The sequence below is a fragment of the Pseudonocardia yuanmonensis genome, from assembly GCF_039542425.1.
GTDB classification, from domain to species: domain Bacteria; phylum Actinomycetota; class Actinomycetes; order Mycobacteriales; family Pseudonocardiaceae; genus Pseudonocardia; species Pseudonocardia yuanmonensis.
The window spans coordinates 85,430-112,137 of the sequence record NZ_BAABIC010000011.1; the positions used below are offsets into that span (position 1 = coordinate 85,430).

Annotated in this window: 32 protein-coding genes; 10 read left to right on the forward strand and 22 right to left on the reverse strand. The window is 75.6% G+C overall.

The window, feature by feature from the left end:
• Positions 1-182: 182 nt before the first annotated feature.
• A complete protein-coding gene (locus ABD990_RS17465) occupies positions 183-1,616 on the reverse strand; it encodes an amidase (RefSeq protein WP_345381613.1) in 1,434 nt (477 codons plus the stop codon).
• 127 nt (positions 1,617-1,743) lie between these two features.
• Between ABD990_RS17465 and ABD990_RS17470 the strand changes: the two genes are divergently transcribed.
• Entirely contained in the window at positions 1,744-2,709 is a 966-nt protein-coding gene (locus ABD990_RS17470) for a response regulator transcription factor (protein WP_345381615.1), read from the forward strand.
• Positions 2,710-2,723: 14 nt separating this feature from the next.
• Here ABD990_RS17470 and ABD990_RS17475 read toward each other — a convergent pair whose 3' ends face one another.
• Entirely contained in the window at positions 2,724-3,908 is a 1,185-nt protein-coding gene (locus ABD990_RS17475) for an acyl-CoA dehydrogenase family protein (RefSeq protein WP_345381616.1), read from the reverse strand.
• Between the two features lie 225 nt (positions 3,909-4,133).
• Here ABD990_RS17475 and ABD990_RS17480 point away from each other — a divergent pair, with 225 nt between their 5' ends.
• Positions 4,134-4,574 (forward strand): cupin domain-containing protein, encoded by a 441-nt coding sequence (locus ABD990_RS17480; protein ID WP_345381617.1) that lies wholly within the window; start codon positions 4,134-4,136, stop codon positions 4,572-4,574.
• A gap of 42 nt (positions 4,575-4,616) precedes the next feature.
• A complete protein-coding gene (locus tag ABD990_RS17485) occupies positions 4,617-5,444 on the forward strand; it encodes a CBS domain-containing protein (protein WP_345381618.1) in 828 nt (275 codons plus the stop codon).
• 12 nt (positions 5,445-5,456) lie between these two features.
• On the opposite strand, the gene ABD990_RS17490 is transcribed toward ABD990_RS17485, so the two are convergent.
• From ABD990_RS17490 to ABD990_RS17520, 7 genes are all read right to left on the reverse strand, one after another.
• The gene (locus tag ABD990_RS17490) at positions 5,457-6,194 is read right to left on the reverse strand and encodes a DUF2182 domain-containing protein (protein WP_345381619.1); all 738 of its coding nucleotides are present in this window, start codon (positions 6,192-6,194) and stop codon (positions 5,457-5,459) included.
• The gene (locus ABD990_RS17495) at positions 6,194-6,823 is read right to left on the reverse strand and encodes a DUF1326 domain-containing protein (protein WP_345381620.1); all 630 of its coding nucleotides are present in this window, start codon (positions 6,821-6,823) and stop codon (positions 6,194-6,196) included. Before ABD990_RS17495 ends, ABD990_RS17490 begins: the two co-directional genes overlap by 1 nt.
• Positions 6,824-6,910: 87 nt before the next feature.
• Positions 6,911-7,612: a GIN domain-containing protein gene (locus ABD990_RS17500; protein ID WP_345381621.1), complete on the reverse strand. Its 702-nt coding sequence runs from the start codon at positions 7,610-7,612 to the stop codon at positions 6,911-6,913.
• 119 nt (positions 7,613-7,731) lie between these two features.
• Positions 7,732-7,875 carry a hypothetical protein gene (locus ABD990_RS17505; protein ID WP_345381622.1) on the reverse strand — a complete coding sequence of 48 codons (144 nt, stop codon included), beginning with the start codon at positions 7,873-7,875 and terminating at the stop codon, positions 7,732-7,734.
• A 607-nt stretch (positions 7,876-8,482) separates the two neighbouring features.
• Positions 8,483-8,812, reverse strand: a complete 330-nt coding sequence (locus ABD990_RS17510; protein ID WP_345381623.1) for a hypothetical protein — start codon at positions 8,810-8,812, stop codon at positions 8,483-8,485.
• 45 nt (positions 8,813-8,857) lie between these two features.
• On the reverse strand, positions 8,858-9,175 hold the full coding sequence (locus tag ABD990_RS17515; protein ID WP_345381624.1) for a hypothetical protein: 318 nt from the start codon (positions 9,173-9,175) through the stop codon (positions 8,858-8,860).
• Positions 9,176-9,259: 84 nt separating this feature from the next.
• A complete protein-coding gene (locus ABD990_RS17520; RefSeq protein ID WP_345381625.1) occupies positions 9,260-9,841 on the reverse strand; it encodes a DUF6790 family protein in 582 nt (193 codons plus the stop codon).
• A 146-nt stretch (positions 9,842-9,987) separates the two neighbouring features.
• Between ABD990_RS17520 and ABD990_RS17525 the strand changes: the two genes are divergently transcribed.
• Positions 9,988-10,893: an alpha/beta hydrolase gene (locus ABD990_RS17525; RefSeq protein WP_345381626.1), complete on the forward strand. Its 906-nt coding sequence runs from the start codon at positions 9,988-9,990 to the stop codon at positions 10,891-10,893.
• Between the two features lie 22 nt (positions 10,894-10,915).
• Here the strand turns inward: ABD990_RS17525 and ABD990_RS17530 are convergent, their stop codons facing one another.
• A complete protein-coding gene (locus ABD990_RS17530; RefSeq protein ID WP_345381627.1) occupies positions 10,916-11,374 on the reverse strand; it encodes a DUF6197 family protein in 459 nt (152 codons plus the stop codon).
• 104 nt (positions 11,375-11,478) lie between these two features.
• The gene (locus ABD990_RS17535; RefSeq protein WP_345381628.1) at positions 11,479-12,102 is read right to left on the reverse strand and encodes a hypothetical protein; all 624 of its coding nucleotides are present in this window, start codon (positions 12,100-12,102) and stop codon (positions 11,479-11,481) included.
• A 71-nt stretch (positions 12,103-12,173) separates the two neighbouring features.
• Between ABD990_RS17535 and ABD990_RS17540 the strand changes: the two genes are divergently transcribed.
• A complete protein-coding gene (locus tag ABD990_RS17540; protein ID WP_345381629.1) occupies positions 12,174-12,731 on the forward strand; it encodes a TetR/AcrR family transcriptional regulator in 558 nt (185 codons plus the stop codon).
• Between the two features lie 40 nt (positions 12,732-12,771).
• Here ABD990_RS17540 and ABD990_RS17545 read toward each other — a convergent pair whose 3' ends face one another.
• From ABD990_RS17545 to ABD990_RS17570, 6 genes are all read right to left on the reverse strand, one after another.
• A complete protein-coding gene (locus ABD990_RS17545) occupies positions 12,772-14,145 on the reverse strand; it encodes an MFS transporter (RefSeq protein WP_345381630.1) in 1,374 nt (457 codons plus the stop codon).
• Complete coding sequence (locus tag ABD990_RS17550) at positions 14,138-14,944, reverse strand: PEP/pyruvate-binding domain-containing protein (RefSeq protein WP_345381631.1); 807 nt, start codon at positions 14,942-14,944, stop codon at positions 14,138-14,140. The genes ABD990_RS17545 and ABD990_RS17550 overlap by 8 nt, the downstream gene beginning before the upstream one ends.
• A 7-nt stretch (positions 14,945-14,951) precedes the next feature.
• Positions 14,952-16,589: a PEP-utilizing enzyme gene (locus ABD990_RS17555; protein ID WP_345381633.1), complete on the reverse strand. Its 1,638-nt coding sequence runs from the start codon at positions 16,587-16,589 to the stop codon at positions 14,952-14,954.
• A gap of 188 nt (positions 16,590-16,777) precedes the next feature.
• Entirely contained in the window at positions 16,778-17,305 is a 528-nt protein-coding gene (locus tag ABD990_RS17560) for an ATP-binding protein (protein WP_345381634.1), read from the reverse strand.
• A 68-nt stretch (positions 17,306-17,373) separates the two neighbouring features.
• The gene (locus ABD990_RS17565) at positions 17,374-17,763 is read right to left on the reverse strand and encodes an STAS domain-containing protein (RefSeq protein ID WP_345381635.1); all 390 of its coding nucleotides are present in this window, start codon (positions 17,761-17,763) and stop codon (positions 17,374-17,376) included.
• A gap of 126 nt (positions 17,764-17,889) precedes the next feature.
• Positions 17,890-18,366 carry an NUDIX domain-containing protein gene (locus ABD990_RS17570; protein ID WP_345381637.1) on the reverse strand — a complete coding sequence of 159 codons (477 nt, stop codon included), beginning with the start codon at positions 18,364-18,366 and terminating at the stop codon, positions 17,890-17,892.
• 304 nt (positions 18,367-18,670) lie between these two features.
• Between ABD990_RS17570 and ABD990_RS17575 the strand changes: the two genes are divergently transcribed.
• On the forward strand, positions 18,671-18,940 hold the full coding sequence (locus ABD990_RS17575; RefSeq protein WP_345381638.1) for a DUF3040 domain-containing protein: 270 nt from the start codon (positions 18,671-18,673) through the stop codon (positions 18,938-18,940).
• A gap of 6 nt (positions 18,941-18,946) precedes the next feature.
• On the opposite strand, the gene ABD990_RS17580 is transcribed toward ABD990_RS17575, so the two are convergent.
• Positions 18,947-20,677, reverse strand: coding sequence for a SulP family inorganic anion transporter (locus ABD990_RS17580; RefSeq protein ID WP_345381639.1), 1,731 nt, complete (start codon positions 20,675-20,677; stop codon positions 18,947-18,949).
• A 128-nt stretch (positions 20,678-20,805) separates the two neighbouring features.
• Between ABD990_RS17580 and ABD990_RS17585 the strand changes: the two genes are divergently transcribed.
• Together ABD990_RS17585 and ABD990_RS17590 are read left to right on the forward strand one after the other, a co-directional pair.
• Positions 20,806-21,381 (forward strand): hypothetical protein, encoded by a 576-nt coding sequence (locus tag ABD990_RS17585; RefSeq protein ID WP_345381640.1) that lies wholly within the window; start codon positions 20,806-20,808, stop codon positions 21,379-21,381.
• A 26-nt stretch (positions 21,382-21,407) separates the two neighbouring features.
• On the forward strand, positions 21,408-22,868 hold the full coding sequence (locus tag ABD990_RS17590) for an FAD-dependent oxidoreductase (RefSeq protein ID WP_345381641.1): 1,461 nt from the start codon (positions 21,408-21,410) through the stop codon (positions 22,866-22,868).
• A gap of 5 nt (positions 22,869-22,873) precedes the next feature.
• On the opposite strand, the gene ABD990_RS17595 is transcribed toward ABD990_RS17590, so the two are convergent.
• Complete coding sequence (locus ABD990_RS17595; protein WP_345381642.1) at positions 22,874-23,131, reverse strand: hypothetical protein; 258 nt, start codon at positions 23,129-23,131, stop codon at positions 22,874-22,876.
• A 94-nt stretch (positions 23,132-23,225) separates the two neighbouring features.
• On the opposite strand from ABD990_RS17595, the gene ABD990_RS17600 reads away from it, so the two are divergent.
• Positions 23,226-23,546 (forward strand): hypothetical protein, encoded by a 321-nt coding sequence (locus ABD990_RS17600; RefSeq protein WP_345381643.1) that lies wholly within the window; start codon positions 23,226-23,228, stop codon positions 23,544-23,546.
• Between the two features lie 31 nt (positions 23,547-23,577).
• On the opposite strand, the gene ABD990_RS17605 is transcribed toward ABD990_RS17600, so the two are convergent.
• A complete protein-coding gene (locus ABD990_RS17605; RefSeq protein ID WP_345381644.1) occupies positions 23,578-23,946 on the reverse strand; it encodes a VOC family protein in 369 nt (122 codons plus the stop codon).
• A 115-nt stretch (positions 23,947-24,061) separates the two neighbouring features.
• Here ABD990_RS17605 and ABD990_RS17610 point away from each other — a divergent pair, with 115 nt between their 5' ends.
• Positions 24,062-24,970 (forward strand): alpha/beta fold hydrolase, encoded by a 909-nt coding sequence (locus ABD990_RS17610; RefSeq protein WP_345381645.1) that lies wholly within the window; start codon positions 24,062-24,064, stop codon positions 24,968-24,970.
• 42 nt (positions 24,971-25,012) lie between these two features.
• Here ABD990_RS17610 and ABD990_RS17615 read toward each other — a convergent pair whose 3' ends face one another.
• Positions 25,013-25,765: an SAM-dependent methyltransferase gene (locus ABD990_RS17615; RefSeq protein ID WP_345381646.1), complete on the reverse strand. Its 753-nt coding sequence runs from the start codon at positions 25,763-25,765 to the stop codon at positions 25,013-25,015.
• Positions 25,762-26,544, reverse strand: a complete 783-nt coding sequence (locus ABD990_RS17620) for a phytanoyl-CoA dioxygenase family protein (protein ID WP_345381647.1) — start codon at positions 26,542-26,544, stop codon at positions 25,762-25,764. The genes ABD990_RS17615 and ABD990_RS17620 overlap by 4 nt, the downstream gene beginning before the upstream one ends.
• Positions 26,545-26,708: the final 164 nt, after the last annotated feature.

Consider the following 26,708-nt stretch of genomic DNA (forward strand, 5'->3'; position numbering starts at 1 on the left):
GCTATGAACGGACGGTCACCGCTCCACGCGCCCCTCATCCCGCCCCGCCGCTCACCACACCGTCCAGGCTAGGGGACCTCCCGGGAGCGGCGATCCGGCGCGACCGGCGGGTGGGACGTGAGGGCTGTCGGAGGTCCGGAGAACAGCCCTGACGTCCCACCCGCCGACAGCGGAGGGCCCCGTCAGCCGACCACGGTCGCGGGACGGTGCCCGGCCCACGGCAGGGCCCGCTCCAGGTCGCCGGCGACGGCGAGGAGCGTTCCCTCGCCGGCGTAGGGGCCGGTGAGCTGCACCCCGATCGGCCATTCCTCCTCCGTGCGGCCGAGCGGGAGGGAGATCGCCGGGTTCCCGGTGACGTTGGACAGGGCGGTGAAACCGGCCGTCGCGAAGATGCGGTCGTACCAGCCCCGGGCGTCGAGCGAGCCGTCGTCGGCGTCGAGGTGGCCGAGGGGCGTGCTGGGCACGTTCATGGTCGGCGTGAGGACCAGGTCGTACTGCTGGTGGAAGCGCGCGACCGCCCGCGTGGTCGCGTTGAACACCCGGTCCGCGGCGTAGAGGTCCGACGCCCGCAGGGTCCGTCCGTACTCGACGCAGGCGAGGGTGGTGGCCTCGAGGTACCCCGGTCCTGGCTCGACCCCGAGCGCCGCGGCCAGGGAGTCCACCCCGTCCGCCAGGAAGCTCGTCCAGGCGACCAGGTTGGCGTCGTCGAACGCCGCCGCGTCGAGCTCGGGTGCGGCGGGCTCGACGGTGTGGCCCAGCCCCTCGAGCGTGCGGCCGACGGCCTCCGTCGCCGCCACGCACCGCGGGTCGACGGCGCCGCCGCCGGAGAACGGTGTGGTGTGCAGGGCGATCCGCAGCGGCCGGCTGCCGTCGCGGACCTCCTCGGCGTAGGGCCGGACCGGGTCCGGCAGCAGGTAGCGGTCGCCCGGCTCGTGCCCGTGCACCGCGTCGAGCAGGCCGGCGCAGTCCCGCACCGTCCGGGTCACCGCGAACTCGATGCCCAGCCCGAGCAGCGGGTCGGCGTAGTCCGGGCCCGGCGAGGTCCGCCCGCGGCTCGGCTTCAGCCCCACCAGCCCGCACGCCGCCGCCGGGATGCGGATGGACCCGCCGCCGTCGTTCGCGTGGGCCATCGGGAGGGCCCGGGCGGCGACCAGGGCCGCCGAGCCGCCGCTGGACCCGCCGGGACTGCGGCCGAGGTCCCACGGGTTGCGCACCGGACCTGTCGCCACGGGCTCGGTGCTGGCGTTGAAGCCCAGCTCGGGTGTGGCGGTGAGACCGAGCGTGGCGAGACCGGCCCGCCGGAAGCGCGCCATGAGGTACGTGTCGGCGGGCATCGGGACGCCCTCGCCGAGGAGCCGGGTCCCGGCCCGCTGCGGCACGCCCGCGGCGTGCACGATGAGGTCCTTGATCGCGAACGGGACGCCCGCGAACGGCCCGGTCGCGTCGTGGTCGAGCGGCGTCGCGAAACGCTCGCCGACCAGCCCGTTCAGCGCGGGCTGCACGGCGTCGAGGGCGTCCGCGGCGGCGGCGTGCACCTCCTCGGCGGTGACCTCCCCGGCGCGGATCAGGGCGGCGAGCGCGGTCGCGTCGAGATCGGCGTACTCGTCGGGCTTCATGGCGTCCTCCGTGGGTCGGGAGGCCGGACGGTAGGGGCCGCCCCGGCGGCGCACATCGGTCGGTTGACGGATCCGCCCCTGCGTCGTCGCTGGTCCCCGGCCGCCCCGCGGCGGTAGCGTGCGCCGTGTGACCGCCCTCACCGCTGCCCGTGAGCTGCGGTCCTTCCTCCGCCGGCACGGCAGCCGCACACCGGGCGCCGCGGCCGCCGCCCTCGAGGGGTTGCGGCCCGTCCTGCCCGCGGACTGCGTGGCGCTGTCCTCGTGGGACCCGGCGGCACGCCGGCACCGCACCCTGGCCTCGTCGTACCCGGCCGCGGTGACCGACATGCTGGACGGGCGCATGCACGCCGATCCGCTGTTCGTCTCCGTCCGGTCCGCGCGGGTACCGGTCCGGGTCCGGGACCTCGCCCCGCGTCGCCGCCGGGGCGAGATCTTCGACCGGATCATCACGCCGCTGGGTTTCCGGGACGGCGTCACGCAGTGCCTGTTCGCCGCCGACGGCCGTTACGTCGGCATGCTCAACGCGAGCACGCTCGACGGCCGGCAGCCCGACGACGACACCGTCGCCCTGCTGGACCTGCTCGGGCCCGAGTTCGCCGCCGCGCTGGACCCGGTCCCCGCGCCCCGGTACCCCACCGGGCAGCTCGTCGCCGGGGAGGTCGACGGCTTCGTCGTCGATGTGCACGGTGGGATCACCCCGCTCTCGCCGGCCCCGCGCCCGGACCTCGTCACCCCGCCGTCGCCGTTGGCCGAGGTGGTGGAGCGGGTGCGCGCGGGGAGCCCGCCCCCGGTCGCCGTCCTGCACCTCGTCCGGCAGGACGCCGTGGTCGCCGTCGAGCTGTCCGCCACCCCGTCCGGGGTGGTCCTCCTCCACCGCGAGGTGCCTCCGCCGGGCGGGCTCACCGCGCGCGAACTGCACGTCCTCGACGGGATCGCCCGGGGCCTGAGCAACACGGAGATCGCCGCCGCCCACGGCATCGGCAGCCGCACCGTCGCCACCCACGTCGAGCACATCCTCGCCAAGACCGGCTGCCGCAACCGGGTCGAGGCCGCGCGGCTGGCCTCGCAGTGGGGTCTGCTCGTGGACCCGTGAGGCGCGGGCAGGCGTCAGAAGGCGAACAGGGGCCACTCCGGCGGGAGCCCCAGCATCAGCTGGCCGACGGACCGATGGCGGTTCGCGGAGACGAAGGCGTGCTGCGTGATGGTGTGGACGTCCCGGAAGTGAGCCGCGAAGGGGCGGGAGTTGCGGATGGCGGAGGTGCCCGCGACCTCGTGTACCAGCCGCACGGCGGTCGCGGCGGCCTCGACGCCGTGGGTGGACGCCGCCTGGACGGCCCGGCGGTGCTCGAGGGCGAAGGGGCGACCCGCCTCGCAGTCCGCGTAGCCCTCGGCGAGCACCTCGCGCAGGAAGGCGCGCGCCGCGCACCGGGCTGCCTCCGCCCGGCCGATCGCGATCTGTGTCTGGGGGTGCTCCCGTAGAGAGGTCCCGGTGAAGGCCGGGGTCTTCACCGCGGCCAGCTCCACCAGCTCCGCGACGGCGGCGCGGGCGATACCCAGCGCGACGGCCGCCTGGACGCCGGTGGACTGCCAGAACACCATTCGGTACAGCGGTCCCTGGAACGCCGGGCCGGGTGGGGCCTCGCCGAAGGGGGCGAGCAGCGCCGCGCGCCGCTCCGGCACGAGGACGTCGTCGAGCGCGACGTCGTGGCTCCCGGTCCCGCGCATGCCCAGGACGTCCCAGTTGTCGACGATCCGCCCGTCGGCCCGCGGGAGGAACACGAGCACCTCGACCGGTTCGCCCTCGTCCGTCGTGCGGGGCACGCCGTCGTCCGTGATCGTCGCGGCGAAGCCGAGCCAGGTGGCGGCGTGGCACCCGCTGACGAACGGGGCCCGTCCGGTCACGCGGTAGCCGCCGTCGACGGGTACGGCCGTGAGCGGAGGGAACAGCGACCCGGCCAGGCGGACGTCGGCGTCGACGAGCATCTCGCGGGCGCCCTCCTCGGGCAGCCACATGGCGAAGAGGCTCGGGGTCACGGACATGTACAGGTTCCACGCGGCGGCCGCGTCGATCGTGGCGATCTCCTCGATCAGGTCGAAGGCGCTCACCGGGTCGATCTCCAGCCCGCCCAGCGACCGCGGGATCCACATGCGGTGGAGCCCGACCTCCCGCATGGCGTTCACCGACGCGTCCGGCAGCCGGCACTCCCGGTCACCGAGCGGCGCGTTCTCCCGCAGCACGGGGGCGATCTTCTCCACGCCCTGGCGCAGGGCCTCGACGTCGGTGACGGTCATGGCGGAACTCCCGGATCGGCGCGGCCCGCGGACGCCCCCGCTCACCGGGGTCTGCGGGCGGGCCGCGACAGGACCCGCCGACCCGCCGAGCGGGAGGGCCAGGGTCCTGCGGGCCACGCCCGGCGTCAACGGTCCGCCGGTACGCAGACCTGCGTAGCCGGGAACGGGCCTTTCGCCGGTACCGTCTCCGGGACGGTCACCAGCTACTCCGGGCAGGTGGAGGACATGTCGAGCACCCTGCTTCCCCCCGGCGCGGGCCGCCGTTTCGGCCCCGTCATGACGGCCAAGGTCGAGTTCGGCCAGAGCGAGGACTTCGCCGTGTTCGAGTCCGCGCTGCCGCCGCACGCCGACGGCCCGCCGCCGCACATCCACCGCGTCTACGACGAGGCCTTCTACGTCCTCGAGGGGACGATCGCCATCACCGTCGACGGCACCACGACGGAGTGCCCGGCCGGGTCGTGCGCCTTCGTCGGCCGCGGGGCGGTGCACGGCTTCGGCAACCCCGCACCCGAGCCGGCCCGGCTGCTGGTGATCACCACGGCGGAGGCGATCCGGCTCGTCGAGCAGGCCAACGAGCTCATGGCCCACGAGCCGCCCGACCGCGAGGCGATGCTGGCGCTGTACGCGGCCCACCAGAGCGAGCTCGTCGGCCTTCCCACGCCGTGAACCCCGGGGCCCCGGGGCCGCCGCGCCACTAGTGTCGGGCGAATGCCCGTCCGCGCACGCGACGTCATGACCCGGCGGCTCGTCACCGTGCAGGCCGAGGACCCGGTGGACGTGGCGGCGCAACGGATGCTCCGGGCCGGGTTCAGTGCGCTCCCGGTGGTCCGCGGCGTCGACCGGCTGGTCGGGATCGTCAGCCTGGTCGACGTGCTGCGGCACCGGGAGGAGGGCACGGACCCGGGCGCCACGGTGGGCTCGATCATGACCACGGACGTGCTGACGATGTCGCCCGTGACCAGCGTGGCCGTCGTCGCCCACCGGTTGCGGACCTACGGCGAGCTGCGGGTGATGCCGATCGTGGAGCGCGGGCTGCTGGTCGGGGTGGTCACCCGCAGCGACCTGCTCCGCGGGCCGCGGGCGAAGCCGGGCGTGCTGACCCGGCTGTTCGGCCGGACCGTGCTGCCCGATCCCGTCCCGCCGCGCCCGCCGCGGCCACGACGGCCGGGCGCCCGCAGGGTCGGGGAGGCGATGACCGACACCGACCTCGTCGTCGTCGCACCCACCACGCCGTGTTCGCGGGCCGTCGAGCTGCTCCTGACCCGGCGGTTCAGCCTGCTGCCCGTGGTCGAGAAGGACGGCTCGCTGGTCGGCGTGGTGAGCGAGGCCGACCTGCTGCGCGATCCGCTCGACGGCAGCCGCGGCGGGCCGCCGCGGACCGTCGGCGCCGCGATGACCCGCTCCCCCACCGTGGTCCGGCCGGACACGCCGCTCGCCGAGGCCCGGCAGCTGGTCGTCGACCGGGGCTTCCGGGTCCTGCCGGTGACCGAGGGCCGCCGGCTCGTCGGGGTGCTCAGCCGCAGCGACCTCGTCTGAGCCGGCCCGCCCTCACGTCCGCGCCACCCCGGCGATCAGCAGCGCCCCGCCGAGGACGAGCAGGCCGGTGCCGATCACCGGCACCAGCCGCGGGCCGTGCCGGCTCGTCTTCTCCAGCACCATCACCGCGGTGAGGCCGAGCATCCACAGCAGCCCCGCGGCCCCGGTCACCACCATGACCAGCATCAACGCCCAGCAGCAGCCCACGCAGGACACGCCGTGCCGCACACCGAGCCGGGCGGCCCCCGCCGGACCACGCCGGTACTCGCGGCGCAGCACGGTGGCCGGGCTCCGGCAGGCCCGCAGGCACGCCTCCTTGAGCCGGCTGAACTGGAAGCCTCCCGCGAGGATCATCGCCAGCCCGAGCGGGACCTCGGGCCGGACGGCGAGCCACGGCACCGCGCCGGCGGCCGCGGCGATCCCGAGTGCGAGCAGGAAGGCCACGGCCGCGACGGCCGTCCACACCCCGAGGTAGCCCGCCAGCAGGGCCGGCAGGGCCCCGCCCGGGCGGGGCGCCCGGGCCCGGACGTGGGCGAACAGCCGGACCAGCGGCACGACGGTCGGCAGCATCATCGCCCCGACCATCACCAGCCAGGCCAGCAGGAACGCGCCCGGCCGGGGCACCGCGGGACCGTGCTGGTGGCCGCCCGCGAGCACGAGCCAGCCGCTGAGCAGCCAGCACGCGCCCGCGGCCGCCCACAGCCCGATCGCCGGGTCGCGGAGCCGGGCCCGGACCGCGACCGGCGCCATCAGCCGGTGAACCGGAAGTGGCCCTGCACCGAGTTGTAACCGGAGATGTCGATGTCCGGGCGGCCGAGCTTCCTGCCGCTGCGCCGGTACACCGACGCCGTGCCGGGGTAGGCCGGCGAGCCCGGGATGGTGGAGAACACGGAGTCGGACAGGGTCGTCGGCTTCCCGGTCGCCCCCACGAGCTGCTGGAACTCCGCCTCCACCACGTCGCCGATCTTGAGCGTGCCCTTGCCCTCGTGCACGGCGGCGGAGAACGGCGCCCGCTCCACGCCCACGACCTCCCCGATCAGCGCGGCGAGATCCGCGATCGGGCCACCGAGGGCACCGGTGAAGACGTTCAGCAGCGCCTTCTCCTGCTCCTCCGAGCAGCGGTCGTCGACGTAGACCATCGCGGTCCAGTTCCCGGCCAGCACGTTGCCGGGGATGTACGCGAGCAGGGCGAGCCCCCGGTCGGACACGTCGACCCCCTGCACGGTGCCGCTGTCCACGTACCAGACGACGGAGCCGTCGCACATCCCGCCGTCCGGATCGAGGCCCACCCAGCAGGGGCAGACCGCCTTGCAGGTGCAGACCTCGAGGAGGCGCCCCTCGATCTCGTAGGTGCCGGTCTCGCTGTCGGTGACCGTCATCGTCGTTCCCCCTCCCTCGGTGCGGATCGGACGAGTGTGACGCAGCACACACCGGAAGGGCCAGTGGTCCGTCCGCGAACGGTCGCGCTACCGCCTGCCGACCTGGCCGAGCCCGGTGACCTCCTGGGTCACCTGCGGGTTGCCCTCGTACTCGATGCTGCCGACGCCGGTCACCCTGGCCTGCAGGGTGCGGCTCACGTCGACCACGGCCGAGCCCGCCCCGCTGACCGTCACGTCCGCCTCCTCTGAGGTCAGGTCCGCGGCGGCGTACTCGCCGACGCCGGTCAGGTCGACGACCTGCCGGGTCACCCAGCCCGACATGACGACCCGGGCCGCCCCGCCGTGCGTGACCGCGACCTCCGGGCCGTCGATCCCGGTCACCGTGACCGCCCCGGCGCCCGACACGGTCAGGCCCGTCAGCTGCCCGACGGTGACGCGGTAGCTGATGGTCGCGTCCGCGGGGATCGAGCCCTCCCGGATACCCAGCTTCAGTGTCGTGCCCTGCACCTCGCTGGTGAGCAGCGGCAGCAGGTCGTCGTCCGCCCGGATCTCGAGCGACCCCGTCCCGGTCTGCTCGATCGTGAGCGTCCCCGCGCTGGCGAACTCCACCGAGTCGAAGCCCGGCACCGGCCGGTTCTCGGTCCGGACGTTCCCGGACCCGGCCGTGACCGTGCTCCCCCCGCACGCCGCCACGAGCGTGACCAGGGCCAGTGCGGCCAGCGCGGCGAGGCCGGTCCGCAGGTGCGCGCGTCCGTGGCGCCGAGTGTGGCGCAGAGAGTCGTAGCCCATCGTCCACCGTCCGTTCGGAAGACCGCCCCGCCGTACGGTCCCAGACCCGGCGACCCGCGGCCATGGGCCTTCCGACCGTTCGACCCGGCGGGCGGCTCGACGGATGCGTCAGGAGCGACTCAGCGGGCGACGGTGGACGCGCGGGCCGGCGCGACCCGCCACACGAGATCGGTCATCGCCTGGATCTGCAGGTCGAGATGGTCGGGGAAGGGCCTGCTCGTGAACTCGTAGAACATGCAGCGGTAGGTCAGCAGGACGAGCATGACCATCTCGGTGCGCGCCAGGTGGCCCCTCGAACCAGGCCGCGGACTGCTCCCGCAGCGCGTGCCGGTGCAGCCACGTGTCGTGGGCCGGTCCCTGCGGCCCGCTGCTGTAGCCGTCGATCGTGACACTCACGTGCGCGACGATCCTGCGCGTCATGGGTCCTCCCCGGCTCGTCCTCTGCAGGGGCGACCCCGCGCCGGGTGCCGAGTCATCGGTGCCGAGTCATCGGTGCCGAGTCATCGGTGCGGGGCCGGGGGGATCAGGGCGGCGACGGGAGCAGGACCTCGCTCCGGTGTCCTCGACCTACGCCGGCGCCTGCTCGAGCGACGCCTGGCCCGGGTGACCGAACGGGCGGGCGTGTACCTGGACGGCGCGTTGCGACCCGGCCTGACCGTGCAGCAGGCCGGCGCTCGGTACGCCGCCCTGGTCTCACCGGAGACCTGTCACCTCTGCACGGTGGAACTCGGCCGGCGCCAGGAGGACGTCCGGACCTGGTTCACCGAGGTCCTGGAGGTGGACCTCCTCCTCCCACGCGCGGACACCTGGACGCGCACGCCCGGAGCGAGAGGAGGAGGTCGAGCGGGGATCGGCAGGGCGTCAAGAGCCCTAGGGACGCACCCGCACGACGACCTCGGAGTCGGTCACGCGCTCGACGCCGACCGTGAACCCGCCCGCCTCGGTCTGCCCGCCGACCGGGACCCGGACCTGCTGGCCCGCGACCTGGATCTCCGCGACGTCGTTCTCGACGCCGACCAGGCGGGCCTCGACCCCGAGCACCGAGACCGACGCGTCGCCGCTGCGCGGGAAGGTGACGGTGCAGCCGTCGAGCCCGCACTGGGTGCTCGACGACCCGCCCCCGCACCCGGCCAGGCCGAGCGTGAGGATGGCTGCGGCGAGGCCGGTCAGCAGCCGGCGGGACCTCGGAAGTGCGCGCACGACCGAGATCCTAGCGCCGGGTTTGTCTGGTTCTGTCAGGCGCACTCAAAGTGCCGCGGCCACCTCGCCGGCGAACACCCGGTCCGTGTCGTAGACCGGTTCCCAGGTGATGTGCACGACGTGGCCGTAGTTCTGCATGTGGAAGACCTGGTACGCGGCGAAGGAGTCCGGGTCGTCGACCTCGATGAGGACGTAACCGCCCCACGCTGAGCCGAGGCTCTTCTGGTGCGCGACACCCTTGTCCACGTTGCCGTAGTTGCCGGTCCTCGCCATCGCGCGGAACGCCTCGGCCCAGGCCGCGTCGATGTCGTTCTTGGCCGCGCCGTCGCGGTAGACGAACTTCTGGAGGTACAGCTGACCCATGGCCCCTCCCGGTGCCTCGATGTGACCGGGCGACCGTGGCGGGCCCGGCCCGGGCGCGCATAGAGCCGGAGGACCCGCCCCGCGTCAGGAGGCCACGTAGAGGGCGATCACCAGCAGCGGGGCGAGGACGTCGTACCAGAGGATGAACCCGGCGTTGCCCGCCTCCCGGTTGCCGTGGCGGACGATCTGCACGACGTGTCCGAGCGCGGCACCGAGGTAGAAGATCGCGAAGGCGAGCACGGCGGCGAGCTGGAACTGACGGTCGAAGCCGCTGCCCGCGAGGATCCCGAGCACCCCGATCAGCACCCCGGCCAGCCCGACCTCCCACTGGAACGGGTTGCCGGCCGGCCAGCCGATCGACTCCGCGATCGGGTCGGGGAACAGCAGGTGCCCGCAGCCGATGACCAGCGAGTTGACGCCGGCGAGCCAGACCAGGGCGTTGAGCAGGCTCGCGGCGGCGAACCCGCTCCAGCCCGAGGTCGCCACCTGCACGATCTCGGACACGACGAACCCGGCGAGGCCGAGGTAGGTCGTCATCCCGAGCAGCCGCAGGACGAGCGGCGGCGGCCCGGACCGCCCGGTGGGCACGACCGGGAGCTCGGCCGTGGGCGGCGGGTCCGCGGCCGGCCGGGGGCTCGGCTCGGCGATCGGCTCGGCGTCGGGCACGCGTACCTCCGGGTCGTCTGTGCTGATCTCCACGTCGCCCCGGCGGCCTCGGGCGTTAGCCCGGACGGCACATCCTGGCGGGCCCGCCCCCCGCCGTGATCCACTGGCGGCGTCCCTGCGACCGCCACCACACCCGGAGCCCGCCCGTGCCGCTCGACCCCCAGTTCCGCACCGTCCTCGACACCCTCACCGCCGCGGGTTTCGCGGGACTCACCGGCGGCGACGCCCCGACCGCGCGGGAGCGGTACCGGACGCTGGCCCTGTCCCGGCGCGGGCCCGGGTTCGTGCCCGAGCCCGTCGCCGGCGTGGAGGACACCACCGCGGACGGCGTGCCGGTCCGGCTCTACACGCCCATGCAGGACCGCGGGCGTGCGGTGGTCTACCTGCACGGCGGCGGCTGGGTGGTCGGCGACCTGGACACGCACGACCCCCTGTGCCGCCGGGTGGCCAACGAACTCGGCGCGGTCGTGGTGTCCGTGGACTACCGGCTGGCGCCGGAGCACCCCTTTCCCGCCGGGCTCGACGACGCCGTCACCGCGTTGCGCTGGACCCTCGCCCGCCACCCGGAACGACCGGTGGGTGTCGCCGGGGACAGCGCCGGCGCCTCGCTCGCCGCCGGCCTCGCCCTGCGCGCCCGGGACGCCGGGCTCCCGCTGGCCGCGCAGCTGCTGTTCTACCCGGCCACCGACCCGTCGATGACCTCCCCGTCCGTCCGGGAGAACGGCGAGGGCTACTTCCTCACCCACGCCGACATGATCTGGTTCCTCGAGCAGTACGTGCCGGGCGGTGGCGCCGGGATCCCCGAGGTGGACCTGCTGACGGCGGACGTGGCCGGGGTGGCGCCCGCCGTCGTCGCCACGGCCGAGTTCGACCCGCTCCGCGACGAGGGCGCCGCCTACACCGAGCGTCTCGCGGCAGCGGGCGTGCCGGTCGAGCACCTGTCCGGGGCGGGCCTCGTCCACGGGTTCGCGGCGTTCCTCGGCGTGGTCGACGCCGCCGACGCGACCACGGTCCGGGCCCTCGACTCGTTCGGGCGGCTGCTCGGGACCTGACCGCGACCCGTGTCCCGCCGCATCACCCCGCCGGCGTGAGCCGCTCCGCCCGCTCGAGCAGGGCGACGACCTCGCCCCGCGTGCGGTGCGGTGCGTCGTTCCACACGGTGAGCTCACGGATCAGCGCCGTCCCCCGCGGTCCCCGCAGCGCGGGCGCGGGGCGCTCACCGGCGCCGGGCAGGCACCGCCAGGCGAGCGCGATCCAGGGCATCGCGTCGCGCTGGACGTTCACCAGCCGCCCGCCGCGGTGCGCCGCCACGGTGATCGCGGCGACGAGACAGGCCTGCTCCACCTCGTCCGGCCGGGGCGGCCCGGCGAGGAGCGAGGCCAGCCGGGAGGGGCGGTTGTCGACGCACCAGCCGTGCTGCAACCAGCCGTGCTCCACGATCGCCCGCGCGGTCGCGAGGACCGTCGGCCGGGGAGCGCGCTCGGGGATCCGGACCGGGGACAGGACCCCGGGCTCCGCCACACACACGGCCATCTGTGCTCCTCCCGCTCGTCGCCCCACGAGTGTGGGCCGGTACGGGCCCGGCCGGTAGGCCCGATCGCGTCGGTCGGCCGTCCCGGATCCGCCGTCGCAACGGATCACGACAACAGGTTCGTCCGGAAGGTCCGGACGGCGGCGACCAGCCCGGCGGCGTCGTCGGCGTGCAGGTGGACCGCGGTCAGCGTGACGGCCCCGCGCCGCGGCAGGCGGACGGTGACCGGTTCGCCGAGGAGCATCTCGACGGTCGTCTGGTTGCCGACCGGGAGGTGGAGGACGCCGTCGTCGACCTGCACCGACCGGCCGTCACGGGTCCGGCGGACCTGCCGGACCCGGGCCACGGCCGGCCAGGGCACTCGCACGTCGACGGCACGGCCGGCGCGGACCCGCAGCCCGCCCGGGCCGACGACGTGCGGGTGCACGGTGACCCCGGCCAGGATCCCGACCGCGAAGAACAGCCCCCAGACGCCGGTGACCAGCAGCAGGACCCGCAGCCAGGTGAAGGCCTCGCTCCACGGCACGATCACGTCCACGGCGACGACCTCGAGGGCCGACAGCACGGTGAAGACGATCAGCGGCGGCATCATCGGGCCGCGGTAGGCGAACGCTCGCCCACCGTCCTCGACGTCCGGCCGGCGCCCGGTCCACCGCGCCAGGCTCACCCAGCCGTCGAGCTCGGCGCGCACGGCGCGCCGCAGCAGGTCCGTCGTCGAACCGAGAGCCATGTCGACCTCCTTCGCGATGCGACCGTATTGCGAAAGGTGCCCGATGGCAATACGACTGTATCGTGACGCGGGTGCCGAAACAGGTCGATCACGCCGAACGCCGCGCACACATCGCGGAGGCCGTGCTCGCCGTCGTCGCCCGGGGCGGCCTCGAAGAGGTCAGCGTGCGGCACGTCGCGACCGCGGCCGGGGTCTCACCCGGAATGGTGCAGCACTACTTCCGCAGCAAGGACGAGATGATGCGGGCCGCGCTCGAGCGGGTCGGCGCCGCGGTGCAGGAGCGGCTCGGCGCAGCCGGCGAGCTACCCCCGCGCGACCTCGTCCGCGCCCTGTTCCTGCAGCTCCTGCCCCTCGACCGGCAGCGGACACGGGAGGCCCGGGTGGCCGTCGCCTTCCTCGCCCACGCCGCCGTGCACCCCGAGGCCGGCGACGAGCTGCGGGCCAACGCCCGCGCACTGCGCGCGCACCTCGGCGCCCGGCTCCTCGGGTCCACGGCGCAGGCCGACGCGGTCGCCACCGGGCTGCTCGCCCTCGTCGACGGTCTCGGCCTCCAGGTCCTCACCGGGCAGCTCGCCGCCGACGACGCCGTCGCCACCCTCGACGCCTGGCTCGACCTCGCCCTGGACTGAGCCCCCTACCCCGGCACCGTCACCGGGAACCTGGCCGCCGTCACGCGCCGTCCGGCGCCGGGGCCTGCGTCCGTTCCGCCGACCGCCCGGGCAGTGCCGCTGCGCACACCAGGCCGGCCACCAGCGCTGCGGCGAACACAGCGAGGACGTTCCGGTGCTCGCTCAGGACGGCGGACCGGTCGCCGGTGAGATCGACCAGGCGCCCGAGCAGGGCGACGCCGACGACCCCGCCGAGATAGCGCATCGTCGAGCCGATCCCGGCGGCGGCACCGCTGCGCTCGCGCGGGACGGCGGACAGCGAGGCGGTCTGCGCGGCGGGTGTGGCCAATCCGACCCCGAGGCCGATCAGGGCGAGTGGGAGCACCGGTTGCCGCAGCGACGACAGGTCCCCCACCGCCAACAGGCCCACCGCGGCGAGGCAGGCGAGGGCGCCGCCCATCGCGACCGGCCGCGGTCCGACGAGGTCGGTGAGCCGTCCGGCGACCAGGGACGCGAGGACCATCGCCGCCGTCATCGCGACGAGCAGGCGCCCGGTGGCCGCGGAGTCGGCCGCGAGCAGCGCGGCGAGCACCTGCGGCAGCTCGAACAGCAGCGTGTACATCACCAGGTTCTGCAGCGCGACGAGCAGCGAGCCGGCGGTGAACGCCGTCGAGGCGAACAGCCCGAAGGGCACGACCGGGTCGGTGGCCCGGCGCTCCCACCACACGAACGGCACCAGGAGGGCGGCGCACGTGCCCAGGAGGACGGCGGCGGCCGTCCCGCGGGCCTGCAGGCCCAGCACGAGCGCGGCCAGTGTCGCGGTGAGCAGGACGGTGCCGAGCACGTCGAAGCGCGGGCGGCTCTGCGGCTCCGTCCCCCGCCCACGGCCGGTCGCCGCGAGCAGTGCCGCGATCCCGATCACGGGCAGGTTCGCCGCGAAGATGCTGGGCCAGCCGAAGGCACGCACGAGTTCGCCGCCGACCACCGGTCCGATGCCGGCCGCCAGCGACATGATGGCCCCGAAAAGGCCGAACGCCCGGCCGCGGCGCTGAGGAGGCAGCTCGATCCGCAGCAGCGCCACGGTCGCCGGCACGATCGCCGCGCCGCCCGCGGCCATCAGGACACGGGCCACCGCCAGTACGCCGAGTGCTCCGGCGACCAGCCCGAGCACGGCGCCGGCGGCCACCAGAACCTGGCCGAGGGCGAGCATCCGCCGATGGCCCAGGCGGTCGCCGAGCTTGCCGCCCGGCCCCTGCAGCACGATCGCGGCCACGAGGTAGCTCGCCACGACGGCCTGTGCCACCGTCCCGGGCGAGCGGGCGAACTCGCGGGCGATGTCCGGCAGCGCCACCGCGATCATCGTCGAGTTGAGCGGCATCAACGAGGAGGCGAGCAGGGCTGCACCGAGCGCCCGCCGGGCGTGGGCGTCAACCACCGGTGATCGGCCGCCGCTGCAGGAGGAACACGGTGCCGCCGGAGAAGGCGAACTCGATGTCGTGCTCCGTCGTGCCGTACGCCGCGTCGCAGGCCTCGGCGAGCGCGTGCAGCACGGCGAGCTGCGCGTCGTCCAGACAGGGTGCGGACACCGCAGGGCCGGCGACCGCGACCTCCTCGGTCCCCGCCGGACCGGCGCGCAGCGCCACGTCCTTCTCGCCCCCCGTGCGCTCGAGCACGCGGCCCCGGGGGTCGAGCCGGTACCGGTCCGGCACGACCAGACCGGCCACCACGGCCTCGCCGAGGCCCCAGCTCGCCTCGATCACCCGCTCTGCGGCCCCGGTGACCGGGTTGCGGGTGAACAGCACGCCGGCCGTGTCCGCGGTCACGAGGTCCTGGACGACCACACCCATCCGGCAGGGGCCGAGGCCGAGCCGGCTGCGGTAGGCGCGGGCGCCCGCCGTGGCGCCGGAGGCGTGCACGCGCCGGACGGCCGCGACGACGGCCTCGGGCCGGCACACCCCGAGGACGGTGCAGTGCGCGCCCGCGAAGCTGGCGGTGCCCGAGTCCTCCCCCACCGCGCTGGACCGGACCGCGCGGGCGCCGCCGTCCGCGCAGGCGGCGCGCAGCGCCGCCAGGACGTCCGGCTCCTCGCGCACCACCGCCTCGACCGCGTCGACGGACAGCGCGAAGCCCGCCGGCACGGGGAGCCCGGCGCGGACGGCCACCCCGAGCGCCATCGCCTTGCCACCGAACTCCGCCTGGTCGGTGGCCTCGGCGAGCGGGGTCATCGGCGGCATGCGGCAGTCACCCCAGCAACCGCACCTCGCCCGTCCTCCCGTCCACCCGCACGCGCGCGCCGTCCGGGATCAGCCTGGTCGCGTCGCGGGTCCCGACGACGCCCGGGATCCCGTACTCGCGGGCCACGATCGCGGCGTGGCTGAGCTGGCCGCCCCGGTCGGTGACGATCGCCCCGAGCAGCGGGAGGACGACTGTGAAGTACGGGGAGGTCATCCGCGTGACCAGGACGTCGCCGGGCTGGACGCGGTCGAAGTCGGTGCCGTCGGCCACCAGACGGGCGGCACCCTCGTAGACACCGGCGTTGACCGCGAGACCGCGGAGCACCGTCGGCGAGTTGGCGGTGTCCGGGACCCCGAACAGGTTGACCATGGCGGCGCCGACCGCGAGCGTGGCGCGCCGGGCCGGCTCCGGGAGCTCCTCGATCGGCGGAGGTGGGGGAGGCGGCGGCCCGATCGTCGCCGGGGCGTCGTCGACGGTCCGTGTCGTCCGCCGCCGGAACCGCTCGGCCACCTCCTGCGCGGTCGGGCCCGGTTCGCCCCGTAGCAGCGCCGCGAGTTCGGCGGCGTCCGTGTCGACGGCGTGTTCCGGGTCGGCGAGCGCGCCTCGGGCGGTGAGCCGCCGGCCGGCCTCGAGCAGGGCGCGGCGGGCGAGGCCGACCGCCCACCCGTCCGAGTACGTCGCCCGCTCGTCCCGCAGCCGGTTGGCCAGCCGAGCCTCGTGCAGGCGGTCGTCGAACTCGGCCAGGTGCTCGGCGGGGACCCGGCCGCGGATGGCGGTGAGCGCGGCGTCCGCGTCGTCTGCCTCGGTCTTCCGGGTCGCGACGGCGGCTCGGATCGCGCCGACGAGCATCGCCGGCAGCTCGCCCGCGCACGGGTCACCGACGTCGTAGCCGATCGACCGGTGGCGGACCGCGTCGAGGTACTCCCGGGTGGCCGCGCCCGCGTCGGGATCGGCGGCGAGGGCGTCGAGCTTCGCCTGCGGATCGTCCGGCGAATCGAGGACGGCCCGCGCGGTGTCGGAGGCCGCGACGACGTCCGCCAGCCCATCCAGCTCGGTGGTGGCGAACCCGGTGGAGATGGCCGAGGTGCCGCGCAGCAGCCCCATCAGCTCCCCGGCGGTGGCGCCGGTCCACTCGGCTGCGCCGGCGAGGAAGTCCCCGGTCGCCATCAGCGACGGCGCGCTGTAGCGGTGGTGCAGCTCGATCATCGCCTCGAGGTGGTCGCGGCACCGCCCGACGTGCGCGGCCAGCTCCTCGTCCGGCAGGGCCGCCGGGTCGACCGCCTGGACGGCCAGGTGCGCCGCGACGGCAGCGGGCTTGACCACCTCGTCCCACCGGGCCAGGTCCTCCCGCCAGAACCGCTCGGCGAACGCCCGGGCCGAGGTCGCGACCCGAGCCTGCATCTGCTCGGGTGTCGCCGAGCCACCGGCGCCGAAGGGGACGGTCTGGGCGTACATGAAGCCACCGATCACCGCCACGTCGTAACGGCCGAGCATCAGCCCGTAGCGCGACAGGCCCTCGGCGAACCCGCGGGGGAAGCCGGCGACCAGCGGCGCTCGGGTGAACCAGCTCACCGGCCTGCTCAGGTGGGTCGTGTCCAGCTCCCACGTGCCGTCGTTCGGGGGTTCGAACAGCTCGTCGTCCACGGGGACTCCCTCCACCCGTCAGGCCCGGGCCCGGCTCGTCACGTCGGACGTGGGGATGAGGGACTCGCGCCTCGGCGCGATCCGTTACCCGGAGGACGTCACCCGTTCACCTGAGCATCACCACCCGTTCGCCTGCCGGTCGAACGGTGCAGTCGCATGCGGTGAGGGTGCCGGAGACCACCCGCCGTTCACGGGCCCGGGACGGGCGGGCTGAGCAGGGTCACCACCGTGCCGTCGCCCGGCTCCGGCCCGCCCCGGTGGATCCGGACCTCGGCCATCACGGCGACCATCATCGGCAGGCCGCGGCGGCGGTTGACGTACGGCTCGAGGTCGGGGCGCGGGAGCCACCGGCCGGTGTCGCGGACGTGGACCCGCAGGCGCCGCCCACCCTCGACCCGGTCGCCGTCCTCGACCTCGGCGGCGACCTCCACGGTCCCGTCCGGGGAGCCGGCGGGCGGGAAGGCGTGCTCCACCGAGTTGCTGACCGCCTCGTTGACGGCGAGGAGGATGTCCAGCGCGGCGTCCTCGGGCCACTCCAGCAGCGCCAGCCAGCGGCGCAGCCCGGTCCGGACCAGGCCCAGCGTCTCCAGTACGGCGGGCAGGCGCAGCTGCCACCGCGGCACCTCCGCGCGGACGGCCGGGGGCGCGGCACGGGCCGGACCCGCCTCCGGGGGCGGGCCCGCGCGGTCCTCCGACTGGTCCCGATGCGCTGGCACTACCCGTGAGTGTGACGCCTGCCGCCCCCGGAGGACCAGCCGGGCCACCGCCGGGCCTGCCCGGCGGGTCAGCCGCCCGGCTCCGACGACTCGGCCAGTGCCTCGGCGACGTCGTAGTACAGGGCCAGCACCCGCTCCAGCCCGGTGATCTCGAGCGGCCGGACCACCGGCCGGTTGTGGTCGACGACGACCCGCAGCGGCTCGCGCTGCCGCTCGGCCGCGCGGTGCGCGTCCACCAGCGCGGTCAGCCCGGCGTGGTCGAGGAACTCGACCTGGGTCAGGTCGACCACGATCACGTCGACGGCGGGATCGGCCAGCGCCCGGCCGACCGCCTCCTCCACCCGCGGGGCGGTGAACATGTCCACCTCCCCCGCGACCGTCACCACCATCGCGACGCCCGCGCGGCGCGACTCCACGCGCAGCAGCTGCTCGGCCGCGGGAGCCTGGTCACCCGTCACGGCGCTCAGTCTCCCCGGCGCCGGGGTCCCGCCGACAGGGCCCCGCACCCCCTGTTCCCTCACATCGCGCGGCCCTCGGCGGAGCCGCGGCGCGGTCGTCGTCGCCCGAGGGCCCGTCGTCGTCCGTCAGCCGACGTGGGCGTGGTCGGGTTCGGCCACGGCGTGCCGGAGCCGCTGGCGCACGGCCGGGTGCATCGGCAGCTCGTCGAGGTGCTCCACGGGCGTCCAGGCCGCCTCGCAGGTCTCGTCGCCGTCGGGCCGCGGGACCCCGGACACCGGCCGGGCGTGCACGCACAGGGCGAACTGCTGGCGCACCTCGCCGGTGCGGGCGTCGACCATGACGTGGCCGGGGTCGCTGTAGACCCCGGCCACCCGCAGGACCTTGACCAGGATCCCGCTCTCCTCGGCCACCTCCCGCTCGGCCGCGTCGACCACGGACTCGCCGATCTCGACGCGGCCGCCGGGGAGCTCCCAGAGCCCGTCGTCGACGCGGCGCACCAGCAGGACGCGGTCGGCGTCGTCCCGCACCACGGCGAACACGCTGGGGGCCACGACGGTGGGCCGCGGCGGGGCCGGGTGGTGGTAGTACTCGATGCGGGCCATGGTCAGCGGGCCCCGCCGACCCAGCGGACCGACGACCGGGGTGCGCGCATCGCCGCCGCCCTTCCGTTCGGTGGTGCCCGCGCGACACCGTGTCGTCGCGGCATCCGCGCCGGGACGCGGGCGGGGCCCCGCCGGCCGGACCCGTCCAGTCCTACCGTGCGCGCGCGGCGCCGCCTTCACCCCGCCGGGGCGAGGCGCGCGGGCGCCCGGCCGCCCATCGTCCGACGCAAGGGCGAGCGGGGGGAGGTCGCGCGGTGTCTGTGGGGGACGAACGGACGGGAACGCCCGGCACGGGGCGTGCGCCGTGCTGAGCGGCGACGAGGAGCGCCTCCTCACCGCGATCGAGCGGCAGCTCCGCGCGGAGGACCCGGACCTGGACCGGCGGCTGGGACGCTGGCTGGAACCGCCGCCCCGCCGGCGTCGCTGGATGCTGCCCGCGCTGGTCGTGCTCGCCGTGCTCTGCATCCTCGTCGGCCTCGTGGTGGCGGAGGCGGGGGTGTTCCTCGGCGGACTGGTCCTGGCCGGGGTGGCGTGGGTGATCGTCCACCGCCGACGCCGCGCCGGGCCGGCCTGAGAGCGGTCACCCGGGCCGGGGGGCGGTCCACCGCTCGCCGGTCTCGTGCCGGAACGCGTCGACGGCGGCGTCCACGGTCGGGAAGAAGTGCGCGGGGTCGATCGTCCGGGTGAGCTCGTAGCGGTCGATCTTGCGCCGCACCGGGTCCTTCATCCCGGCGAACACGAGGTGCACGGCGCGGGCGTTGAGCGCGACGTCCAGGTCGTGGAGCATGTCCGCGGCCGTCGTGTCGACGTCCGTGATCGGCTCGGCGGCCACCACGATCCAGCGGGGCGCGGGCTCCGTGCGGCTGCGCCGCTCCAGCTGCTTGCGGAAGGTCCGGGCGTTCGCGAAGAAGAGCGGCGCGTCGAACCGGACGAGGACGCAGCTCGGCAGCAACTCCGCCTCCGGGTAGCTGCGGACGTCGTGGTAGCCGGGCAGGCCGGGCACCCGGCCGAGCACCGTCTGGTACGGCCACCACGCGCGGCGGAACACGTTGCCGATCGAGAGCGCGACGGCCACCGCGATGCCGGGCAGCACGCCGAGCAGCACGACCCCGAGGAAGGCGGCGACCGAGAGCGCGAACTCGCTGCGGCGCACCCGGAGGAGCCGCAGGGTCGCGGGGAGGTCGGCGAGGGAGACCGACGCCGCGATCACGACCGCCGCGAGCGTCGGCTGCGGCAGGGTGCGCAGCAGGCCCGGGGCCAGCAGCAGGATCAGCGTGATCGCGGCGGCCCCGACGAGGCCGGTGACCTGGGTGCGCGACCCGACCTGCCACGCCACCGCCGTGCGCGAGCCGCTGGTGCTGACCGGGAAGCCCTGGAAGAAGCCGGCCGCGAGGTTCGCCGCGCCGATCCCCACGATCTCCCGGTCCCCGTCGATCGTCCGGCCGTCCCGGGCCGCGAAGGCCGACGCCGTCGAGATCGTGTCGGTCAGCGAGACCAGCGCGATGCCCACGGCGCCGGCGGCGAGCGGGAGCAGGTCGGCGGCGGTGATCAGCGGCACGGTCGGCGGCGGGAAGCCCTGCGGCAGCGGGCCGACCAGGGCGACGCCGTGCTCGTCCAGCCCGAACAGCGCCGCCGCCAGCATCGACAGGACGACCACCACGAGCACCCCGGGGACCCGCGGGAGCACGCGTTGCAGCACCCCGATGAGGACCAGGCCCCCGAGGCCCACGGCCAGCGCGGCGGGCACCACCTCGCCGCCCAGCACGCCGCGCACGAGCCCGGCGACCTCGCCGCCGAAGCCCTCGGCGTCGACGGAGAACCCGCACAGCTTCGGCAGCTGCCCGACGAGGATCGTCAGGGCCAGCCCGTTCAGGTAGCCGATCATCGTCGGCTTCGAGATGAGGTCCGCGACGAAGCCCAGGCCACCGAGGCCGGCGATCGCCATGATCGCTCCGGTCATGAGCGCGAGCGCCGAGGCGAGCGCGACCGCGCGCTGCGGGTCGCCGCCCGCCGCGACGAGCGGGAGGACCGTCGCCGCGATCATCGGGCCGAGCGAGGAGTCCGGCCCGAGCACGAGGATCCGGGAGGGCCCGAAGACCGCGTACGCGAGCAGGCAGAGGATCGACGTGTACAGGCCGGTGATCGCCGGCAGCCCGGCCAGCTCGGCGTAGGCCATGCCCTGCGGCACGAGCAGCGCGGTCAGGACCAGGCCGGCGACCAGGTCGCGGGGCAGCCAGCCCGCACGGTAGGTCCGCAGCACCGACAGCAACGGGACCGGCGAGGACGCGCCGCCCCCTCCCCTCTCGCCCACGCGCCACAGCATGGCGGGCGGGGAGCGGAGTGACCTCACCTCGGGGGTGTGGCGCACGGGGGTGCCGTCCCGGCTCTCACCCGCTCGGGGTGACGGCCCGCGGGCCGCCGGGGGTCCATCGTCGGACGATGGCTCCCACCGACCGCGACGCGGGGGTGACGGCAGGGCCGGACCGGGCTGCGGCGGCTCCCCCGGACCTCCTCCACAGGATGCTGCGCCGGACCGTGGCGAGCCGGCACCGTTGGCAGAGCGAGCACGACCTCGCCCAGTCCATCTACGGGACGGTGATCGGGGCCGCGGGCATCGCGGTCGGGAGCGCGCACGGCGACCTCCGCGAGATCGTCCTCACCGTGGTGGTGACGGTCGCGGTGTACTGGGCCGCCGAGCGGTACGCCGAGGTGCTGGCCGCCGCCGTCCACGCGGCCGGGCGCCGCGCGCGCGTCCTGGCCGCCCTGCGCCGGGGACTCCCGGTCGTCGAAGCCGGGCTGACACCGCTGGTCCTCCTGGTCGTGCTCGCGCTGCTCACCGGCCGTCTCCCCCTGGCCGTCTTCTCCGCGCTCGGCCTCGCCACCTTCATGCTCGGGGGCTTCGGCCACGTGGCGGCGCGACGGGCGGGGGCGTCCCGGCTCCAGGCCGTCGGGTGGGGACTGTGCAGCGCGGCGCTGGGCGGGGTGGTCATCGGCCTGAAGATGCTGCTCCACTGAGGGGGACGACCCGGGGGGTGGACGGCGTGGACGTCGTGATCGTGGGCGCGGGGGCGGCCGGGCTGATGACTGCGCTGCTCACCGCCCGCGCCGGGCACCGCGTCACCGTGCTCGAACGCGAGCCGCTGCGCCCCGCCGCCACCGTCGAGGAGGCCGCCGGGCGCGCCTTCCGGCCCACGGCGCCGCAGATCGTCCAGCCGCACGTCCTCCTCGCCCGCTACCGGCTCCTTCTGCGCGAGCACCTGCCGGACGTGTACGCCGGGCTGGTCGGGGACGGTGCCGTCGAGTCCCGCCTCGAGGCCCAGCTCCCGCCCACGCTGCGCGACCTGGCGCCCGAACCCGCGGACGACCGCTACACCATGCTGCTCACCCGCCGGTCCACCCTCGACCGCGTCCTGGACGCGAGGGTGCGGGCGGAACCCGGGATCACCTTGCACACCGGCGCCACGGTCCGCGGGCTGCGGACGGAGGGCGGCGCTCCCCCGCGGGTGACCGGCGTCCGGCTCGGCGACGGCGAGCTGGCCGCGGACGTCGTCGTCGACGCGTCCGGGCGCCGCTCCCGGATCGACGCCTGGCTGACCGCCACCGGGGCACGGCCGCGGCCCGTGGTCGTGGCCGACTGCGGCCTGGCCTACTACAGCCGGCACTACCGCCTGCGCGGCCCGGACGGCCTGCCCGGCCGGGCGGACAACCGCACGATCCTGCCGCTCGACGAGTTCGTCGCCGGGATGTGGGGCGCGGACAACGGCACCGTCGTGCTGGGCCTGTGCCCGCTGGCCGAGGACCATCGGTTCCGCGTGCTGCGTGATCCCGCCGTGTTCACCGCGGTGTTCGACACCGTGCCGGGGCTGCGGGGGTGGCTCGACGTGCTGGAACCGATCAGTGACGTGTTCCCGATGGGCGGGCTGCACAACACCCTGCACCGCCTGGTCGACCACGCCCGACCGGTCGCCCTCGGCATCCACGCCGTCGGCGACGGCGTGTGCACCACCAACCCGACGCTCGCCCGCGGGCTCGGGGTTGCCCTGCGCACCGCGCTCGACCTGGTCGAGGTGCTCGACGCGCATCCCCGCGACCCGTTCGCCCGTGCCCTGGCACACGACGCGGCGATCACCGAGGGCGTCGAGCCCTTCTATCTCGACCAGGCGCGCACGGACGCGGCGCGGCTCGCCCGGGTCCGAGGCGTGCTGCACGAGCGGGGCGTGCTCGACGGCCCGCCCCCCGCCCCGGCGGCACCGCCCCCACCGGCCCCGTCTACGGGCCGGGTGGGGTTCGACGAGCTCTCCGCCGCCGCCCTGTTCGACGCCGCCCTCTTCCGCACCGCCACCTCGGTACGCGGCATGCTCGCCCGCCCCGAGGAGGTCTACACCGACCCCGCCGTCGTCGCGCGGGTCCGGGCCGTGCAGGCCGCCCACCGCGACGGGGTCCCCGCCCCCGCCCAGCCCGACCCCGACCGCCTCGCGACGGCGCTCGCCTGCGGGGCCTGAGCGGATCAGGCCGGCTTCTCCTCCACCCGCTTCCGGGCGGCGCCGAAGCGCTGCTGGACGTTCTGCTTCGTGGTGCCGTACAGGGCGCCGATCTTGGACCAGCTGGCCCCCGCCTCGCGGGCCTCGGCCGCGCGGCGTCGTTCGACCTCCTCGGCCGCGAGGCGGAGGTCCCTCGCGGCGGCCAGGGCCTCGAGCGGGCTCCCGGCGGCGGCGAGCGCGTCGAGGGCCTTCTGTACGTGTTTGAGGCCGCTGTCAGCCGACACACGTCAATCCTAGCTTGACGGATCCGCCGTCAATGATAGGTTGACGAACGTCAACCCGGCATTGACGAGCGGTGGCACCGGGAGGTGTGTGCAGATGGACGGACGGATCCACCAGCAGGGCGGGGCGGAGCGCGGCCGGCGCGGGCCGGTGCCGGACCGGGAGCTGCGGCGCGCCCTCCGGGCGGTCTACTTCGCGGTCGCCGCGCTGCGGCACTCCCCGCGGTCGCCGCGGGTCCCGCAGGCCATCTCCGAGGCGAGCACCGCCGTCGCGACCCTGCCCGCGGGCTTCGTCGCCGAGGCCCTCTACCGGCTGATCGGCACGATCGAGGACTGCCACCGGGCGGGCACGGCGGGCTCCACGCGGCTCGACGAGCGGTGGCGCACCGCCACCGCGGCCGTCCGGCTCGCGGGCTGAGCCGACCGGAGGAGCCGACCGGGGGGCGACCTCAGGAGCGCTCGGCCACGAGCAGCTGCCGGCCCTCGGGGTCGGTGACGTTCACGAAGGTGCCCCAGCCCTCGGTCGTCGGCTCGGAGACCTCGATCCCGGCGGCCCGGGCCTGCGCGGCGAAGGCGGCGACGTCGTCCGTCGCGAAGGTCATCGGACAGCCCTGGTCGGGCTCGCGGCCGAAGTCCTTCGCCGCGCTCAGCACCACGGAGGTCTCCGCGCCCGGGGGCCGCACCTCGACCCAACGCGCACCCGGCCACATCTCGGCGTCCGTCACGGTCTCGAACCCGAGCCGCCCGAAGAACTCCAGCATCGCGTCCTGGTCGGCGACGGCCAGGATCGCGCCCGCCACCCGCCTGATCCCGCTCATGCGGCCATCGTGACAGCGGCCCCCGCCGCGCGGAAGACTCGCGCCGCGGGATTTGCGAACATCGTACGCGATCTACTAGCGTGGTTTGCGAACAACGCTCGCGAAGGAGGCCGCGATGACCACCCGACACGCCGCCCACGGCGGGGTCCGGATCGCCTACGAGGACCTCGGCGGCCGCGGCGGCGAGCCGTTGCTGCTGGTCATGGGCCTCGGCGCCTCGCGCGCGTGGTGGCCGGAGGGCTTCGTGGCGGCCCTGGTGGAGCGGGGCTTCCACGTCGTCTCCTACGACCAGCGCGACGCGGGTGAGTCCACGCACTTCACCGACCGCGACCGGGTCCACCCGTTCGTCGGGCTCTTCCGGCGGCGGCCGGTCGCCTACACCGCGGAGGAGATGACCGACGACGCCGTCGCCGTGCTCGACGCGATGGGCTGGGACTCCGCGCACCTGTTCGGGCACTCCCTGGGCGGCCTGCTCACCCAGCGCGTCGCCCTGCGCCACCCGGACCGGGTCCGGAGCATCACGGTGTCCGGGGCCATGCCGAGCGACGCGCGGGGCCTCGCCCCGCTGCGGCACGTCCGGCTCGGCTTCGTGCTGTGGGCGTCGCGGCTGGGCGGGCCCGAGGACGACGCCGGGCACGTCGCCGCCGGCATCGCGCTGGCCCGCCGGATCTCCTCGCCCGGCTACGCGTTCGACGAGTCCGCCGCCCGTGCGGCCGTCGAGCGCGAGATCGCGATGTCGCACGGCATCCTCGACGGCGCGGCGCAGGGCAGGCAGACCGGCGCGCCGTGGAGCGGTGGGCGGCTCGCCGGGATCCGCGTCCCCACGCTGGTCCTGCACGGCGAGCAGGACCCGGTCGTCCGGCCCTCGGCGGCGCGGGCCACGGCCGCCGCCGTGCCGGGCGCCCGGCTCGTGCTGCTGCCCGGCGTGGGCCACGACCTGCCCCGGGAGCTCTGGCCACGCATCACCGGCGAGGTCAGGGCGATCGCCGACGCCGCTCTCGCGTCCGGCGCCCGCCGACCGTGACGCCTGCGGGGTGGGCTTCCCGTCGCGGCGAGCAGGGCGGGCTCAGCGCCTGCGTGCGGCGAGCAGGGCGAAGGAGAGCAGCTCGCCCCCGTCGGCCTCCAGCATGGCCAGGCTCGGCGCGGCCCCGGCGGCGTCGCCGTGCTCCGCGCACACCCGGGTCCAGGTCAGCCAGTCCCGCCAGCCGGACTCCTGGCACCGGGCCGCCACGACCTCGACCAGCCCGGTGGCCTCCCACTGGAACCGCCACCACTCCGGGGTGTGCCAGGCCAGCGCCTCCCCTCCGACGCACGCGCGGACGTGCGGCGGGATCCCGCCCAGCTCGCGGACCTCCCGCCGCAGCGCCGGCGTCGCGACCCCGAGCGCGCAGCCGGGCCGCAGGAAACCGACGAGGTACGGGAGGTAGCCGTCGGCGGTGCCGAAGTACTCCCACGCGTCGATGCAGACGATCGCGTCGAAGGTCTCGCGGGCGAAGGGCAGGGCGCGCGCGTCGGCGCGGACCGGCAGCACCCACTCGCCGACGCCGGACCGCGCGGTCTGGGCGGCGACGTCGTCCGGCGGCACGTGCAGGTCCACCGCGGTGACCCGGACGCCGAACTCGCGGACCAGGAAGACCGAGGTGGCGCCCAGCCCGCAACCGAGGTCGAGGACGTGCATGCCGGGCCGGAGGCCGAGGTCGACGGAGAGGTCCTCGAGCAGCCACAACGGGTTCGGCCCCCGGTCGCAGGCGACCAGCCAGGCCGGGTCGTACCCGGCGGCGCGCGGAGAGCGGGGATCGCGCAGGAGGTCCAGGCTCACCCGGCGGCCGCCAGGGCCGCGAGCACCGGCTCCTCGACGGGCGTCGGGTCGGTCGCGTGCAGGTCCAGCAGGCCCGTCGGGTCGAGGGGCGGCTGGGCCATGAACCGTGGCCGGGTCCCGCGGTGGGGCTGCGCGGAGTGCACCAGGAACGGGTGGACGAGGTAGACGTCGCCGGGCAGGCCGGTCGCGAGCGCGACGGGCAGGTCCGCGGTGGCCGGGACGGCCTCGCCGGCGAAGGCGAAGAAGTCCGCGCCCTCGTTGCCGTGCGGGGCGAGCAGCCGGGCTGCCTCGCGGTGCGAGCCGATCCGGACCTTCGTCGGGGCGTCCGCCTCGCCGACCTCGGAGAACAGGAAGAGCATCAGCAGCGCCCGGTTCCGGGAGCGCAGGTTCAGCCGGAACCCCCCGTCCGGTCCCGCGAAGCTGCCCTCGACGTGCCAGCCCGCGTCGCCCGGGTCGTCGGGGTGCGGGAGCCGGATCGGGAACGTGCCGAGCCCGAGCCGCGGGTGCCACCGCCCCGGCCCGACGAGCTGGTCCAGCGCCCCGTGCAGGCGCTCGGTCGTCGCGGCCCGCCGGAAGGGCGCGTCGGCACGGCCGGGGATCCGGTGGACGGGCACGGTCCAGGTGGCCGGGTCGTCCGGCGTCGCCCCGGTCTCCGCGCGCACCTGCTCCCACAGCAACGCGCGGCACTCGTCGGCGAGCGCGCGCGGGAACGCCTCCTCGAGCCGGACGACGCCGTCGTCGACGAAGGCACGGACCTGGGCGGGCGAGAGCACGGTCATCGCCGCGGATCATGAGGCTCCGGGCCGCGGCGTCGCCACCGGTTTCCCGGCGCGGCGCAGCGGCGCCCATGATCCACGTCCGGACAGGGGGACGCTCGATTCGCGAACGGTCCGCTGCCCGACCGCGGATCACGGGGCCGCGGGAATCCACTGGACGGGAGCGG